Origin of the sequence: Halorussus amylolyticus (assembly GCF_004143485.2) — an archaeon.
Classification (GTDB): Archaea; Halobacteriota; Halobacteria; order Halobacteriales; family Haladaptataceae; genus Halorussus; species Halorussus amylolyticus.
Genome location: NZ_RXOB02000032.1, coordinates 76,430 through 90,817, shown reverse-complemented (window position 1 = coordinate 90,817; position 14,388 = coordinate 76,430). Strand labels below are relative to the sequence as shown.

The window sequence follows — 14,388 nt, the reverse complement described above, 5'->3', positions numbered from 1 at the left end:
CTCAGTTCTGCTCCTCACCCCGAACGGTTACGACGGGAACAGGCGACCGCCGAACCACTCGTTCTGCGACGCTTCCCATAACGACTCTGTCGAGACCTGTCCGGCCGTGGGTTCCCATGATGACCATGTCGATACCGTGCTCGGTGATGTAGTCCACAATCTCTTCGTGCGAGTTCCCCTCGACGATTTCGATCACGACGGTCAGGCCGGCTTGGGTTCCAGTCACCTCGACATCTCGTACTGCCTTGCGTCCTTTGTCCCGGAGCGTTTCGAGCAACGGTCCGGAGCGCGCCAGGCGAGTATCGACGGCGTACAGGGTATGCAAGGTCGCCTCTCACTGTGACGCGATCTCTATGCCATGTTTGAGAGCGGCTTCCGCTCCTTGACTCCCGTCTGTCGGTACCAAGATATTGTTGTACATATCTCTCACTTAGAGCGGAGACGCCATCAAGGCTACACAGATGATAGGGGGGCAGCAAAAGAAACCTCAGCTCTAACACCGGACTCACCGTAGATTGACAAAATACCGTGGTAGACGCAGAGGATGCTCGAAACTGCTCATATTGAGATAGAAGCAGTCGGATGAACAATCGTGGTGAGAGGCTCTCGGTCGTCTAGAATCTCACCCCCAGAGAATCTAGTGGAGGGGCTGGCCGCTCCCGGGAATACCATTCAGGTCGTCTCTTTTTTCGGGGGCTGATAGCCACGGCGGGAGAGCTGAAAGATGTTGAATGTCCGGAAGGTCCCGTGGATACCCAGACATGGACCGAAAGCTATCGTCCCCAATTTCCCGCCTGATCCCCCGACAAACGGCGTCGTGTACACAACTACCAGCCCGACTCCGATTCCGGTCGTTCCAATCCGCCACTCGCTCGGGATTCGTTTAGGGTCCGTCATCCCAGCGAACGAAGCGGAGTGAACGGCTGCGGCGAGTAGGTCCCCAGAGGCATCGACGAACACTGCCCCATCTTCGGTTCCGTTTCTGGAGATAGAGTGTTCCAACGATTACCGCACCGATAATCAGGGGAACGAACATCCCAACAAAGGCTCTTGTGACAGCGGCTGGTGTTAGCCTCAAGAACGTTGCGGGAGTCGGTTTGGAGTCGATGTGTGGCTCCACTTGAGACCGAGTAACCCCGGGATTTGAGAGCCTGATGTGACGGTCTGTGCAAATTTCAGCGGCGGAGTTCGCGAGATGCACCGTCATACTGTCTGCTGTAGACGGTTACCGCTTGACCGCCGCCCCGCTGGGCGGTCAAGACGATAACTTCCTACAGCAAACCGTATCAGGTCTCGCGCCACTTGTGGCCGCACTCGACGCAGGTGAACAGCCGAACCTCGTAGGAGCCGCCTGGCTTCGGCATCATCTCGTAGTACGCCCGGTCGCCGTCGCAGTCGTCCGCCGGACAGGGTTCCTGCATCGTCTCGGTGGAGCCCTGGGTCGCGTCGGCCACGGCGGGTGCTCCGTCGTCCCGCTGTCCATCCTGGGTCGTCATCGCCGCTTCTGCTTGCGAGTCCCGTGGCTCCTCGTTCTCACAGGAGCGACACACCCACGTGTCGCCCTCCGTGTGCATCATCGAGCCACACTCGTCACAGAATTGCATATAAAGTAGGGGTACACGGTCGTCGGATATATGTGTTAAGTTCCGGTCCGTCGTGGATTTCAGCATTTCCGAGGGTGAGCCTCCGGCCTCAAGAAGCACCGAAGGGGCGAGTAGGCCGGAGAGGAAACCGACGGTGAGGACACAGAGGTTTCGGAAGCTACCGAGCACGAAACAGTCCTCGGTACTGACCTCGGCGTTAACAGTCTCGCCTTTCCCAACCGGGCGTGCGTCTAACACGATTGGGACGGCGTTGCCGACCAACTGAACCGTGGCCCACTGATAGGCATACTCATCGGTCTGCTCTTTTGTCCCGATGATTTTGTCCTTGTGACTATCGCCCGTGAAAGAGTCGGCTTCAGTAATGTCGATGGCGACGATACCGGCGCGGAAGAACTCCTCTGTCTCTGCGACCTCGTCGATGAGGTGCCGGATCGCCTGCCGGTACATCTCGCGAATCTGTTCGATAGAGAAAACCGCAGTACTCGTCGGTATCGAAAACCGCCTTCAGATTCTCGATTCGACCCTCGATCTCGTTCTCGTACTCCTCCTCAGTCTCACATTCGGGGACTTCGAGAAAATTCAGCCCGACCGTCTTATCGTGCTTGGATGACCCCGGCTCAATCCAGATTACATCCTTGAGACGGTGGGTAGGGAATTTCCGCAGAGGGTCACGGGAATCACGACCTTTCGGGTCAACGGACACGAAGCCACGGCCAGCGTACGCTAATTACACCGAGATGGTATTCAGGTCCGTAGATTTCCCGTAGCCGGTTACGCCCTGAATCCAGATATGCCGGAACAGCGAGTCGAATCGGGGCCTTGCGGTCGGGTGTGATCCCGCGTGGACGACGGGTTCGTGCACATGCCCGCGCTATTCTACCTCATCGGCGCCCCGGTCCCCATCGCGGTCGACACCGACCTGGACTCGAGAACTACGTCAGCCTCGTGCTGATCCTCGGCTCTGCGCTCGTGGTCACCGGAGCCGTCGTGTACAGCAGCATCGTCGGCCTCTTACCCAGGTAGTATTGTATAGTATCCACAAAACTATTAAATAGCGCGAGTGCGTACCCCCAGTTGATGGCAAACAACACGACCACGAATGGAACCGAATCGACACCTAACACCCCCGTTAGCGTCAATGACGGAACGGCGCTCGACGAACTCGTCGACGAGCATGACGTAGTCCTCGCGGACTTCTATGCCGACTGGTGTGGGCCGTGTCAGATGTTGGAGCCGACACTGGAACAACTGGCCGCAGACACCGTGGCGACGGTGGCGAAGGTCGATGTGGACGCTAACCCGCAACTCGCAGCTAGTTTCGGCGTGCAGGGCGTTCCGACACTCGTCCTGTTCGCAGACGGCGAACTCGTCGACCGAATGGTCGGACTCCAGAGCAAGGAACAGTTCGAAGCGACGATCGAAGACCACACGGAGTAAGTGACTACTACGAACAAGATGACTGATAACCTACGCGAGCTGGTGATCGCAGGCTCGGGGGTCGCTGGGCTCTCGACCGCGGTCTACGCGGCACGAGCCGACCTCAACCCTGTCGTCCTCGAAGGCGACGAACCGGGTGGCCAACTCACGCTCACCACCGAGGTCGAGAACTATCTCGGCTTTCCCGAGGGAATCGGTGGGATGGACCTCGTCCAGCGCGGTCGTAAGCAGGCAGAGCAGTTCGGTGCCGAGTTCCGTCGAGCGGGCATCGAATCACCCGACCTCGACAGCAGGCCTTTCGAGCTTTCACTATCGAACGACGAGACTATCCGCACTCGGGCGCTCGTCGTCGCGACCGGAGCGAGCGCCCGCTGGGTCGGTGCCGACAAGGAGGACGAACTGATGGGATACGGCCTTTCGACGTGCGCCACATGCGACGGCGCATTCCACCGCGGCGACGACGTACTTGTGGTCGGCGGTGGCGATTCGGCGATGGAGGAGGCTGCGTTTCTCGCTCGCTTCGCTAGTTCGGTCACGGTCGTCCATCGGCGAGACGAACTGGGGGCGTCGGAGATTCTGACCCAGCGAGTATTCGACCACGAAGATGTCGAAATCCGCTGGAACACGGAGTTAGTCAGGCTTCGAGGGTCCCAGCAGGACGGTGTCACCGGCGCGAAACTCGTCTCTCACCCGGATGGCTATCCGGCAGAGAAGTACGAAGATGGTGAGAGCGTGGAGGTCGAAACAGTCGACGTCGGCGGCGTGTTCTACGCCGTCGGTCACGTCCCGAACACGGATTTCCTCCGTGAAACGCCCGTCGAACTCGATACGGACGGTCATATCGTAACTGGCGGTGACACAGGGACGACCGTGGACGGCGTATTCGCAGCAGGAGATGTGATGGATTCCCGCTATCAGCAGGCAATCACGGCTGCCGGAACGGGAAGCATGGCTGCGCTCGACGCTGAAGCGTGGCTTGAAACGCGACAGTTGGCAGCGCCCAATCCGCAGTAATCTGAGCCGGTGGCTATTCGTTCGACCGATTGCTGAACCCGAAAATAGAGTATTTGTGGCCAGAATTGTGCGCATCACACAACACTTTTAGTTCCCCGAGCCGTACACTTAGTACGACAAATGAGCAATTCAATGGCGGAGTACCTTCAACAGGACATGGAGTGCGAAGGACTACTGGAATGTTTCCACGGACTCAAGCAACTCGACAAAGAATGTTTCATGGGACTCGTCGAGAGTGAGGAACCGCTGACCATCGACGAACTCGCCGAGCGCGTCGACCGCGAGCGCTCGACCGCCTACCGGTCGGTCCAGCGACTGCTCCAGGCGGGCTTCATCCAGAAGGAGCAGGTGAACTACGACCAAGGTGGCTATTACCACGTCTACCGACCGACCAACCCCGAGAAGATCGCCGACAACATGCAACGGATGCTCAACGACTGGTACGCTAAAATGGGCCAACTCATCCAAGAATTCGAGGACAAGTACGTCGCGGTCGAGGAGAGTGTGCCGGTTCAAAACTGAGTTGACGACGTTCGCTACTTCCAACTCTTGATGACGCCCGCGGACGAACAGAGAGTGATTCTTCGATATTCGACGATACGCTCGTCTCAGCGGACGGGCTTGATGGCATTGCCACCGAGACGTTCTTTGGCGTCGACACCCGAGACGCATTTCGAGAGGCCGACGAGCGACTCTGGTCGATATCGGCGCTGGTCAGGACATGACATCGACTACAGGACGGACAGCGGTCATCCGCGCGACCACGACGCGGGGAACATCCGCCCGTTTGAGGACCCCCATCGCGAGACCGGTGTCGCCGCGACACGCCCGGGACGGTGACTGTTCGGTCATCGAGTTTCTCGACGACGACGTGAACGCTCGTGATAGGAACGACGGTGTCGACTGTCGTCGGGGTAGTACCCTCAGTATCTGGCCGAGTCGTCGCGAGCAGGAACGACTCCGAACGGCCACTCGTCGACACCGCGACAGACGCTCGTCGGTCGCTCGGTAACCAAAAGCGACGCCACGCGCTCTTCGAACGCCGGAATTCGGACGGTAGAAGTCGCGACGGGGAGCGACAGCCGGGATGCGAGCGCGTACGGCGTGGCCTTCTTTCCGCCAGCACCGACGACGCAGGTGACGCCGCGCTCGGCATCGAGTGCCCTGACGAGAGAACTCCCGGTCTCGTCGTTGCCGACATCTACCGTCATGCGTCTCCCGACACGGTGACCCGGACGGCGGCGTGCTTGTACTCCGGAATCTTCGCGACCGGGTCAAGTTCGTCCGGCGTCAGGGCGTTCACCAGCGGGTCGGCGTAGTGGAATGTCATGAACACGGTACCCCGGCGGATGGCGGGGGTGACCTCGGCTCGAACAGACACGTCGCCGCGGTCGTTCTCGACTCGGACCCGCTGGCCGTCAGTGACGTCACGGTCGCTCGCGTCTTCGGGGTGAATCTGGAGGACGTCTTCGTCGCGCATCCGCATCAGCGTCCCCGAGCGGCGAGTCACGGCGCCACTGTTGAAGTGCTGAAGCACCCGGCCTGTCGTCAGCACGAGTTCATCGTCCGCAACCGAGTCGACGGGGTCGACGTGTTCGACCGACCGTAGCTCCGCGGTCTCGTCTCCGGAGGCGAACTCGTCGGCGTGAAGAACACCGACGCCCGACGACGCGCCTGCGGGGAACGGCCATCGGAGGCTGTCGGTCCCGATGGCGTCGTAGCGCATTCCGGCGTATATCGGTGAGACGCGCGTCAGCTCGTCGAACGCCTCTGCTGGCCCCTCGTAGTCGAACTCAAGGTCGGTGACTCTCGCACCGAGTTCGCGGACGATTTCCAGGTCCTGCCGCGCGTTGCCCGGGAGGTCGGCGTTGGACCGCATTCGCATTACCTGCCGGTCGGTGTTCGTCACGGTCCCGGCCTTCTCGGCCCACGAACTCCCGGGGAGGACGACGTCGGCGTATTCCGCGGTCTCCGTGCGGAAGAGGTCGTGGACGACGAGGAACTCGATATTCTCGAATGCGTCAGCGACCCGGTTTGCGTTCGGCTCGGTGACGACGGGATTTTCACCGAAGACGTACGCCGCGCGGATCTCTTCACCAAAGCGATGGGTCATCTCGACCTCGGTCAGGCCGGGCGTCGGCGGCAGTTCCACGTCCCACACTTCGGCGACGCGCTGGCGTGCCTCATTATCGATAACCGACTGGTACCCTGGGAGGACGTCAGGAAGTGCCCCCACGTCACCAGCACCCTGGACGTTGTTCTGGCCGCGAAGCGGGTTGACGCCGACGCCGCGCTCACCGAGATTCCCCGTCAAGAGTGCGAGATTCAGGAGCGCGTGGACGTTGTCGGTGCCGCAGTGGTGTTGGCTCATCCCCATTCCAGTGAAGATGGCCGCCCGGTCCGCCTCGCCGTACAGTTGCGCGGCCTCCCGGAGATTGTCCGCCTCGACGCCAGCGAGGTCGGCGTTCTCCTCGACATCGACGGACTCGACGAACTTCCGGAACTGGTCGAAGGCCGTCACTCGGTCGTTGAGGAATGACTCGTCGACCAATCCCTCCTCAACCAACACGGCGGCCATGGCGTTGAGCAGTGGAATGTCGTACCCCGGGCGAACCGGTAGGTGGAGCGTCGCGGCCTCGGTAGTGTCGTTCGCTCGCGGGTCGATGTGGATCAGGTCTGTCCCATCCCGGACCGCGGGCAGCAGGTACGACCGGAAGATGATGGGGTGTTGCTCGGCGGGATTGGCCCCTGTCACGAGGAAGACGTCCGCTTCGCCGAGGTCCTCGAGAGTATTGGTCATCGCCCCCGCGCCAAACCGATTCTGCATAGCCGCGACAGTCGAGGAGTGACACAGCCGCGCGCAGTTATCGACGTTGTTCGTCCCGAGGACTCGCGCGACTTTCTGGAGGAGGTAGTTCTCCTCGTTCGTGCAGTTCGACGACGCGAAGAACGCAAGCGCGTCGGCACCATCTTCTGCGACGATTCCGGAGAACGCGTCGGCGATTCGAGTGAATGCTTCGTCCCATGACGCGGTGACGAATCGACCGTTCTCGCGAACTAGCGGTTCGGTGAGTCTGTCTTCGTCATCGACGACGTCGAAAGCGGCGGCACCCTTTGGGCATATTTCTCCTCGCTCGTTCACCGGCGCCTTCCACCCGGTTGCTTTCCCCGACTTCGGTGCGTACTCGATTCCGCATCCGACGCCACAAAAGGGGCAGATGCTCGGCCGGGATTGGAACGAGCGCTCCGGGGTGTCGGTCATGGTGCTACTACCGACCGTGAATACCATGGCTCTAACGGCAGTCGATCGATTCGAATCGCGTTCTCGCTCACGACATGTTGGTCGACTACGCAATTTTAATCGTACGGTACAGGGGGCTAAACCCCCTCCACCAGCGAGCACCGAAGGCCCGAGTCGCCAAGGGAGACAGCGTCCGGAATCGAGTTCATTTCCACTGGACGGCATGGCCGTACTCCCCCAACGGTCAAACGAGGGGAGTAAGACGCTCACCACATCGCGTCCGCCGTTCAAACGCAACAAAAAGCGTGCGTCGAACGCGTGGTCCGAGTGTCGAATCGGTAGGAGTGGGACACTCCGAACTACCCAGCGAGGAACAACGCCCGTGGAGTCTGTCTTCAGATTGAGGAGAGCACCTGAGTTTCTGCTGAATTCCCATCTCTACGTCTCCTTATCATGAGTTTCCGAGGAGGACCGTTCCGCTGTCTCGGAGCGTGGGTATCCAGCGATCGTCGACGAGGCTACTCTTAGCGTTCGCTGGTATACGAATGATGATTTCAAGGCCTATTATCGCGACGTGCATTCAGTGTGCACTTGGGAGTGCCAGTGAAATCGTCATCCGACCCCTGATAATACACGCGACCATTTTCATTCTCCACCGACCGCCCCGACGCCTGGCAAGAACGCCTCGTTGTCGGTCTAACTGATTGATTGCGTGGATGGTTCGACGCCAGTTAGAAGCGCAAGTATCGTAAGGTGGGTGGCGTCTGGATGTGGTGCATCGCCACTCCGAAGCTCCGCAGAATCGATTTCTTCAGACACCCAGGCCCGACCGTCTGCGATGGCCTGGCCGTGGAGCCACGCTGGCGGCCCAGAAAAAACGAGGAGTCCCCGCTGTGCCGTCTGTCGGTCGCATTCGACGGTGAGTTTGCCGTTAACCGCCCGACGAAGCGTTGATTCGACTGCCTTAATTGCAGTTACGTCATCGACCGACTCCTCCTCGGTGTCGAATTGCTGGCGAATTCGGCCCAGCAGTGACTGTGATTCCGTGCCGTTTGTATCTTTGAGCTCTTGGGTCGCATAGCCAATTGTAGTGAGTCCACCGCCGTCCAGTGTTGCGATTATCTCGCTTGCATCCACGACTCGTTGTCCGACAGTGGACTCTGGTGTGACCTCGCCCGCAGCGAAGAGTGCTCCTAGTCGCTCCGTCAGTATCCGGTTTAGCTCTGGAGTCTTCTCCCCGAGTTGGTCACTCGCACTCAGCCATGACTCATTATTGAACACAATCTGGGCATCAGTCACCTCCCCGATGGCTTTGAGTCCACGAACGGTGTTTTCCCGTGGGACGGGTTCGTGATTAGCCGGGAGGACAGAAACGGCATAGACGGGGAGTGCGTGAACCTCTCGAAGGGCGTTGACGAGATGCGGTGTTGCGCCTGAGCCGGTGCCACCCCCAAGTCCTGCCACGACGAGGAGTGCATTCGTTTTTGGCGTGATCGCGGTATCCAGTGCGCGACGTACTTCCTGAGTATCTTCTTTGATAGCTGCGATGCCACTGCGACGGTCTCCATCAGTACCTGTTCCTTTGGTTTCTAGATGACCGAACGAGTGGCGAGCACGTTCGGGAATCGTAGTGAGTGATGAGAGGGCTTCGATGTCCGAATCGAGGGCATGGGCGCCTGTAAGGTACGGTACGGGGCGAGTGTCGCTATCGTGTGCGAGTGCATCGACGATGCGTCCACCTGCACCACCGATGCCAACAGCCGCAATTTTCATACTAAATACGTATCTGATTTTGGTACTTAAATCAATCGCGACAGATAACTGCTATCAGCCGCCTTCGCCGGATTCTGCCCTCAGAAGACCAGCTTGATTTTCCCTATTCGGGGTATCCTCGGCCGTTCAGTGAAGACCCCCGGTACGACAATCCCGCCCTCGACCGCGATGACCTTGACCAGATGCTTGCTGTCGCAGCAGCTGACGAACTTGGAGATGTGGCGACAGCGGCACTCAAAAAATCGTCTCGGTATTCGGTTTCAGTAACAAGGTTTTCATATCGGGGATTAAATGCACTTTTGCTGTAAATGCCGGAATATATTTCGATATCCTCGTGTGCAAAGGGGTATCGGACCGAGGTTTCAATATCGGCGCCGAACTGAGAGTACGTACGGACAATGATGGAGAACCGTTCGGCCACAGACATCTTTCGTCTTCTCGCTGACGACACCCGTGTTGATATTCTCCGCGCTGTCGCTGTTGCGCAATACGAACTTGGACAGGTCGGGTCGGGACCTGCTGAACTCTCATTTTCTGAGATCTATGACCATGTAGAAGTGGAGAATACGTCGAAGTTGTCGTACCACCTTGGCGAACTTACGGGGACTTACCTGCGAAAAAGCGATGATGGGTATTCGCTTTCGCACGCCGGTGAGCGAATCGTTCGGTTCATCCTATCGGGAAATTACGAGCAACCGGAATCATTTGGTCCGCAACCGGTCGATGGAGTATGCGTCTTCTGCGGAGAGGACGCACTCGAAGCCAGTCTCTCGCATCAGTTTTTTCGGATCGACTGTACCGCGTGTGGGCAGCAGGTTACGGGTCAGCCGATAACGCCCGCACAGGTCAAGACACGAGACGCCGACACTCTCGTACAGAGTGCCAAGTTACGGAGTGCCGAGGACGCTAGGCAGATTCGACGAGGAATGTGCCCGGAGTGTGGGGCACATCTTTCTGCTGACGTGGTTGAGATGCCGGGGAGTCCGTTGCCTGATGCGGATTCATTCGTGGTGACGAGTACCTGTGAGGAGTGTCTCCGAGAGTACAACAGCCCATTGACCTACAGCGTCGTCTACCACCCAGCGTCGATTGCATTCCATTGGGATCGTGGGGTCGATATGACTACTCGGGGCATCTGGGAGTTCCACGAATATATCTACGAGGGCCGCTGGACCTCCGAACAGACTGCGTCAGATCCCGACGAATACGAGGTCGTATTGCGTCACGGGGACGATGCAGTTCGACTCCATCTCGATTCGACTGCGACGGTGGTGCGGACGGAGCGCGTGCGACGCGAGAGCGGTGTATTTCGGAGTTCCTGACAGGAGTATTACGAAAGAGGCGTTGAGTGGATATCGGTGCTGACCGGGTGATTTTCTGATTGTCAGTATTAAGAGCGCAATCTCTTCGTTGTCAGCTCAATCCAAGTTTTGAAATAGAGACGACGAATTATCAAATATACAATAGTTTTATTGGCATCGCTGGCCCGACCCATAATCGCGATCAACGGAGGTTCCACCCATGCAATTGAGCAATCCTCACGAACCAACAGACCAGCAGCACCGAACTCAAAGCGAAAATTCCGACCAACAGCAGTCGGCACAGCGACACTCGAAGCCAGCCGACGAGATTGCCGACGCGTACGCCGACGTGGCTGATAAACTCGCACGGTGGCGAAAGGTCGACCAACTGTTCGCCGGTCGGTACCGTCGAAGCCAGTTCGAGGACGCGACTGGTAGAGTGCTCGACGTTGCTTGTGGCACCGGGAGGAACTTCCGCTACCTTCCGTCGTCGGGCGAGGTTGTCGGCATTGACATCAGTGCCGACATGCTCGTTCACGCCCGTGAAGAACTCGAAAGACTCGATCTGGACGGCACAGTCCATCAAATGGACGCCCAAGAACTCGGCTTCCCAGACGATAGTTTCGACACCGTCATCTCGTCGTTTTCGACGTGCACGTTTCCCGACCCGATTGCCGCACTCCACGAAATGGAACGGGTCTGCACAACTGGCGGCGAGATACTGCTACTTGAACACCGTCGTAGCGACGCCGCTCCGCTTGCCTGGGTCCAGGACTGGCGCGCCGAGTCCCACTACGAAAAGAACGGCTGCCGGTTGGATCACGAACCCTTGGAGACTGTCCAGCGAGCAGGACTCCCAGTCGGGAACGCCTCGACCGCGTTCTTCGGTCTCGTTACCGCTATCGACGCCACCCCGAGATGAAAAATCCCTTGCACAATCAAGCTGTGTCGCTTCGTGATCAAGTGCTTCGAGCAACACCTCGGTCTCAGCTCGGCGCGCTGTCGCCGCCGAGATTACCGTCCGCTTGAGTTCCGGCGAAAACGCCGTTTCGTTCGACGGTGCAAGCGCGACGGCGATTGACGGCGAGAACTCGGCTTCGATTGTCTTGAGGAGTGACTCGGATTCGTCCATGTCGGCGACGCTATGCGAGCGGATTGTCTCAGCAAAGGCCGTTCGCACAGGCCGACAGCGGTCTTCAGTCGACGCAGTGTGTCCAGCGAGCGTGCCTGCAGTTGCGGTCATATTCGTTGAGACGGATCGTACCGGCACCGGTGAGAGGGCCTCGAGACGATCGATGAACGCGTCGAAGCCGTCGAGTTTCGCGGCGACGGCAACCCGTTCGGCGTCGACGCGTTCTCTGGCTTGGTCGATGTGAGTCGTGACCGGCATGGTATCCCTCTGAATGGATGAGAGCGCTAACGAGCCCGGACGGCTCGGAGTCGCCTGAAGAGGCGATCGTGACCTGCTAGCCGTCCTCGCGAGCGACGACAACGATCGGGAGAGAAGGACGATCGAGCTGGTGATGGTATCGATTCGCCTGCGTCAACGACGAGCGTGTCCAGTCGATGACGTGCAGTGAAGGTGGCTACCGAGAGGCCAGCGATATCATCGCCGACGATGGCGATATTGTGGTTGCCAGACGAATCCAAGCCGGTTTCGATGTCTTCTGCTGGTGTTGTGTTCATACTATCGTCGTACCTTCATCGGATTTTCAGCGGCGATGAACGCGTCAGTGCCAGGATCCGCGAGCGCCAACCCACCACACTTCGTTCGACAGATTTGCCAAGTGGGCAGTTCGGGAATGCCGTAGTCTTCCGGGGTTCGGAAGTTCCCAGCCTTCGGGGGCCCATGTCGGGCGGCCGTCGACGTTCGTGAAGGGCACGACGGAGAGACACGCGTCGCCGTCGTACGTATCGACCGTGAATGTCGACGGGAGGTGCGCTTTGAGGAGGTCTGAATCGACGGGGCAGTTCACGAACAGAACGTGTCGCCAACCCATGTGGAGTGCAGTCACCATCGATTGGCCACCTCGGTTCGGATACTCGAATCGTGGAGTGCCGTGTGCATAGTCACGTTCCTCCCGGGATCGTGATGGGTTCGAACCGCTGGAGACCGAAGTACGTGTTCAGGACGGCACCGAACCCGACGACAGCGACGGCGAGTGGGGGGACGGCGACGACGAGTGTCAACAGGTCCTGCCCGTACAACTGTGGAAGGAGGACCTCGGCGTCCCGGTAGAACCCTGGGACGAATAGTCCGACACCGGTCGCGATAACCGCGAGCAGAGGGGCGAGCGTCGATGCAATTAATACGGCCGAGTGAGGCGCCGGGTGGGTTGTGAGGCCGTCATGACGCCGGATCCTCGGTGGTATCCAAGACGACACCGAGGCGGTTTTCAACGAACACGGCGATATCTGCTGCGAAGGCGTCAACCGTGCCCCAGTCGGTGAACTCCATGTCACCGTCCGTTTCTCGGTCCTCGGTGAGAAGGTCTTTTGCGATTTGCTTCATCACCGCAATCCGCTCTGCAATCTTCGCCGTCCGGCCTTCGCCCGTCCCGTAGAGTACCAGAACAGGACTCACGTGTTCTCACACCTCAGTAGATGGGTTCGCCCTGCCATAAATAAATTCTATTCGGCCCCGTGATCCCGTCCGAGTCATGGCCTGGGAAATTATTGGTTCAAGGCGTAGCACCTCGGGACTCACGCGGAGTCCAGCGTTGGTGCGTGCTCACTCGACGGCGTCTGGTTTGGTCTCCGGTGGGAGGCCAGCGTCTTGGGGGGTTGGTGGGTCGCGATTCGCGAGGCGGTTCGCGCCGTAGACGACGACCAAGATGATCGCGACCAACACGAGGGGAACGGCGCCGGTAACTTCGGCGAGCAGATTCAGCCAGGGGTCTGGCACACCGTCCGGAATGAGCGCCTCCTGGTCGGCGGGATGAAAGATTCCCATGGTGTTTATGCCGGCGTGGAACACCGCGACGGCGAGGACGCTCCCGCCAGTGCTGTTGTACATCCACGTCCAGAGGATGGATCCAGCAAGGATGGAGACCATCCAGAGGAGTTGCTGGGAGAGCGGCCAGCCACCGTGGGTGGTCGTGGCGTTCAGGAACAGCGGGAGATGCCAGACAGCCCACGTGACGCCCACGATGGCACTCGACACCAGCGCGCTGTAGGAGTTCTGAAGAATGGGCAGCATGAAGCCACGCCACCCGAGATCTTCTTGGCCGCCACCCCACGCGGTCCCCCACGCCATCGCGAACAGATAAATGAACGGTGATTCGAAGTCGGTGAGAGTGATCGGGCCACCAGCAACGACGAACAGCAGGACGCCGAGTGAGAGGATGATGAACGGGAATCCGAGTGCGAGTGCCCACCATTTCGCGCCGATTCGCCACTTGAACATCTGGCCGACCCAGGTGCGGAGGCTACCACCGGACGCCCAGATGACGACTGCCGCGCCGATCGGTGGCCCGAACCCGCCGAAGCCGATCAGGATTGAGTGTGCCCAGGATGCTTCCATGCCTGAATACGCGAGCGCGCCCTGGACCGTCCAGGTGAACGCGTACGCGATTGCGACGAAGCTTAGGAGGCGATGGCGATCGATCCACGCGCGGATCCCGGAGCTCATCAACAATATTAATGATAGAGACCGTACTTAATCATACTCCTCCAGAAATCGGTCAAGATTCGGCGGTGAGTGATTCAGACCAGTCGTATTCCTCGAGAGTAATCCGTTGGAGAGCGCCGTAGATTCCTGTCTGGCCGATCGTAGAGACGTTGCTGAGGACGGCGATCGTGTATTCAGGGTCGTCGTGGTGCATAGCGTTCGCGGAGTACCTGGAGATGGTTCCGGTATGCCCGTAGAGGTCTTCGCGGTCGATGCGAAGATGTCTGATGCCGAGGCCATACTCCACCTGCATCGTGACATCTTCATCGGGTGCGTCAACGAACGTCCGAATCGCGTCAAGAGCTGATTCGTCGAGGATGCGGCCGTTGAAGAGGTCGTTCACAAAAC

At 59.1% G+C, this 14,388-nt stretch carries 13 protein-coding genes and 6 pseudogenes; 6 read left to right on the top strand and 13 right to left on the bottom strand.

Annotation, left to right across the window (positions count from 1 at the left end):
* Position 1: 1 nt before the first annotated feature.
* From EKH81_RS18010 to EKH81_RS19905, 4 genes and pseudogenes are all read right to left on the bottom strand, one after another.
* Positions 2–421 (bottom strand): annotated as a pseudogene (locus EKH81_RS18010) (universal stress protein).
* Positions 422–1,286: 865 nt separating this feature from the next.
* Positions 1,287–1,604 carry an RPA12/RPB9/RPC11 RNA polymerase family protein gene (locus EKH81_RS18000; RefSeq protein WP_132061288.1) on the bottom strand — a complete coding sequence of 106 codons (318 nt, stop codon included), beginning with the start codon at positions 1,602–1,604 and terminating at the stop codon, positions 1,287–1,289.
* A gap of 201 nt (positions 1,605–1,805) precedes the next feature.
* A pseudogene (locus EKH81_RS17995) lies at positions 1,806–2,072 on the bottom strand (transposase); the annotation flags it as partial.
* 4 nt (positions 2,073–2,076) lie between these two features.
* Positions 2,077–2,307, bottom strand: a pseudogene (locus tag EKH81_RS19905) (hypothetical protein); the annotation flags it as partial.
* Positions 2,308–2,445: 138 nt separating this feature from the next.
* On the opposite strand from EKH81_RS19905, the pseudogene EKH81_RS19970 reads away from it, so the two are divergent.
* The 4 genes and pseudogenes from EKH81_RS19970 to EKH81_RS17975 all read left to right on the top strand — a co-directional run.
* Positions 2,446–2,627, top strand: a pseudogene (locus EKH81_RS19970) (sulfite exporter TauE/SafE family protein); the annotation flags it as partial.
* Between the two features lie 54 nt (positions 2,628–2,681).
* The gene (gene trxA, locus EKH81_RS17985; RefSeq protein WP_132061102.1) at positions 2,682–3,041 is read left to right on the top strand and encodes a thioredoxin; all 360 of its coding nucleotides are present in this window, start codon (positions 2,682–2,684) and stop codon (positions 3,039–3,041) included.
* 18 nt (positions 3,042–3,059) lie between these two features.
* On the top strand, positions 3,060–4,055 hold the full coding sequence (locus EKH81_RS17980; RefSeq protein ID WP_132061105.1) for an NAD(P)/FAD-dependent oxidoreductase: 996 nt from the start codon (positions 3,060–3,062) through the stop codon (positions 4,053–4,055).
* Between the two features lie 120 nt (positions 4,056–4,175).
* Positions 4,176–4,577: a helix-turn-helix domain-containing protein gene (locus EKH81_RS17975; protein ID WP_132061109.1), complete on the top strand. Its 402-nt coding sequence runs from the start codon at positions 4,176–4,178 to the stop codon at positions 4,575–4,577.
* Positions 4,578–4,978: 401 nt separating this feature from the next.
* On the opposite strand, the gene EKH81_RS17970 is transcribed toward EKH81_RS17975, so the two are convergent.
* The 3 genes from EKH81_RS17970 to EKH81_RS17960 all read right to left on the bottom strand — a co-directional run bounded on the left by EKH81_RS17970 (position 4,979) and on the right by EKH81_RS17960 (position 9,069).
* Positions 4,979–5,266 (bottom strand): hypothetical protein, encoded by a 288-nt coding sequence (locus tag EKH81_RS17970; protein ID WP_132061112.1) that lies wholly within the window; start codon positions 5,264–5,266, stop codon positions 4,979–4,981.
* Positions 5,263–7,317 carry a formate dehydrogenase subunit alpha gene (gene fdhF / locus EKH81_RS17965; protein ID WP_132061115.1) on the bottom strand — a complete coding sequence of 685 codons (2,055 nt, stop codon included), beginning with the start codon at positions 7,315–7,317 and terminating at the stop codon, positions 5,263–5,265. The genes EKH81_RS17970 and fdhF overlap by 4 nt, the downstream gene beginning before the upstream one ends.
* A gap of 675 nt (positions 7,318–7,992) precedes the next feature.
* Complete coding sequence (locus EKH81_RS17960) at positions 7,993–9,069, bottom strand: tubulin/FtsZ family protein (protein WP_132061134.1); 1,077 nt, start codon at positions 9,067–9,069, stop codon at positions 7,993–7,995.
* Positions 9,070–9,467: 398 nt separating this feature from the next.
* Here EKH81_RS17960 and EKH81_RS19995 point away from each other — a divergent pair, with 398 nt between their 5' ends.
* Entirely contained in the window at positions 9,468–10,391 is a 924-nt protein-coding gene (locus EKH81_RS19995) for a winged helix-turn-helix domain-containing protein (protein ID WP_132061137.1), read from the top strand.
* A 199-nt stretch (positions 10,392–10,590) separates the two neighbouring features.
* A pseudogene (locus EKH81_RS17955) lies at positions 10,591–11,142 on the top strand (class I SAM-dependent methyltransferase); the annotation flags it as partial.
* On the opposite strand, the gene EKH81_RS19990 reads toward EKH81_RS17955, so the two are convergent.
* From EKH81_RS19990 to EKH81_RS17930, 6 genes and pseudogenes are all read right to left on the bottom strand, one after another.
* Entirely contained in the window at positions 11,095–11,760 is a 666-nt protein-coding gene (locus EKH81_RS19990) for a DUF7260 family protein (protein ID WP_449405111.1), read from the bottom strand. The pseudogene EKH81_RS17955 and the gene EKH81_RS19990 sit on opposite strands and share 48 nt — an antisense overlap.
* A gap of 340 nt (positions 11,761–12,100) precedes the next feature.
* On the bottom strand, positions 12,101–12,370 hold the full coding sequence (locus tag EKH81_RS19900) for a DUF2071 domain-containing protein (RefSeq protein ID WP_132061291.1): 270 nt from the start codon (positions 12,368–12,370) through the stop codon (positions 12,101–12,103).
* Between the two features lie 148 nt (positions 12,371–12,518).
* Positions 12,519–12,721: pseudogene (locus EKH81_RS19965) on the bottom strand (hypothetical protein); the annotation flags it as partial.
* Positions 12,718–12,954: a hypothetical protein gene (locus EKH81_RS17940; protein ID WP_202935199.1), complete on the bottom strand. Its 237-nt coding sequence runs from the start codon at positions 12,952–12,954 to the stop codon at positions 12,718–12,720. The gene EKH81_RS17940 and the pseudogene EKH81_RS19965, both read right to left, overlap by 4 nt.
* 147 nt (positions 12,955–13,101) lie before the next feature.
* Positions 13,102–14,001, bottom strand: coding sequence for a CPBP family intramembrane glutamic endopeptidase (locus EKH81_RS17935; RefSeq protein WP_132061143.1), 900 nt, complete (start codon positions 13,999–14,001; stop codon positions 13,102–13,104).
* 52 nt (positions 14,002–14,053) lie between these two features.
* A complete protein-coding gene (locus tag EKH81_RS17930) occupies positions 14,054–14,383 on the bottom strand; it encodes a serine hydrolase domain-containing protein (protein ID WP_132061146.1) in 330 nt (109 codons plus the stop codon).
* Positions 14,384–14,388 lie beyond the last annotated feature (5 nt).

Coding starts and splice junctions, on each gene's coding strand:
- EKH81_RS18000 (WP_132061288.1), bottom strand. CDS start 1,604: ATGCAATTCTGTGACGAGTGTGGCTCGATGATGCACACGGAGGGCGAC.
- trxA (WP_132061102.1), top strand. CDS start 2,682: ATGGCAAACAACACGACCACGAATGGAACCGAATCGACACCTAACACC.
- EKH81_RS17980 (WP_132061105.1), top strand. CDS start 3,060: ATGACTGATAACCTACGCGAGCTGGTGATCGCAGGCTCGGGGGTCGCT.
- EKH81_RS17975 (WP_132061109.1), top strand. CDS start 4,176: ATGAGCAATTCAATGGCGGAGTACCTTCAACAGGACATGGAGTGCGAA.
- EKH81_RS17970 (WP_132061112.1), bottom strand. CDS start 5,266: ATGACGGTAGATGTCGGCAACGACGAGACCGGGAGTTCTCTCGTCAGG.
- fdhF (WP_132061115.1), bottom strand. CDS start 7,317: ATGACCGACACCCCGGAGCGCTCGTTCCAATCCCGGCCGAGCATCTGC.
- EKH81_RS17960 (WP_132061134.1), bottom strand. CDS start 9,069: ATGAAAATTGCGGCTGTTGGCATCGGTGGTGCAGGTGGACGCATCGTC.
- EKH81_RS19995 (WP_132061137.1), top strand. CDS start 9,468: ATGATGGAGAACCGTTCGGCCACAGACATCTTTCGTCTTCTCGCTGAC.
- EKH81_RS19990 (WP_449405111.1), bottom strand. CDS start 11,760: ATGCCGGTCACGACTCACATCGACCAAGCCAGAGAACGCGTCGACGCC.
- EKH81_RS19900 (WP_132061291.1), bottom strand. CDS start 12,370: ATGGGTTGGCGACACGTTCTGTTCGTGAACTGCCCCGTCGATTCAGAC.
- EKH81_RS17935 (WP_132061143.1), bottom strand. CDS start 14,001: ATGAGCTCCGGGATCCGCGCGTGGATCGATCGCCATCGCCTCCTAAGC.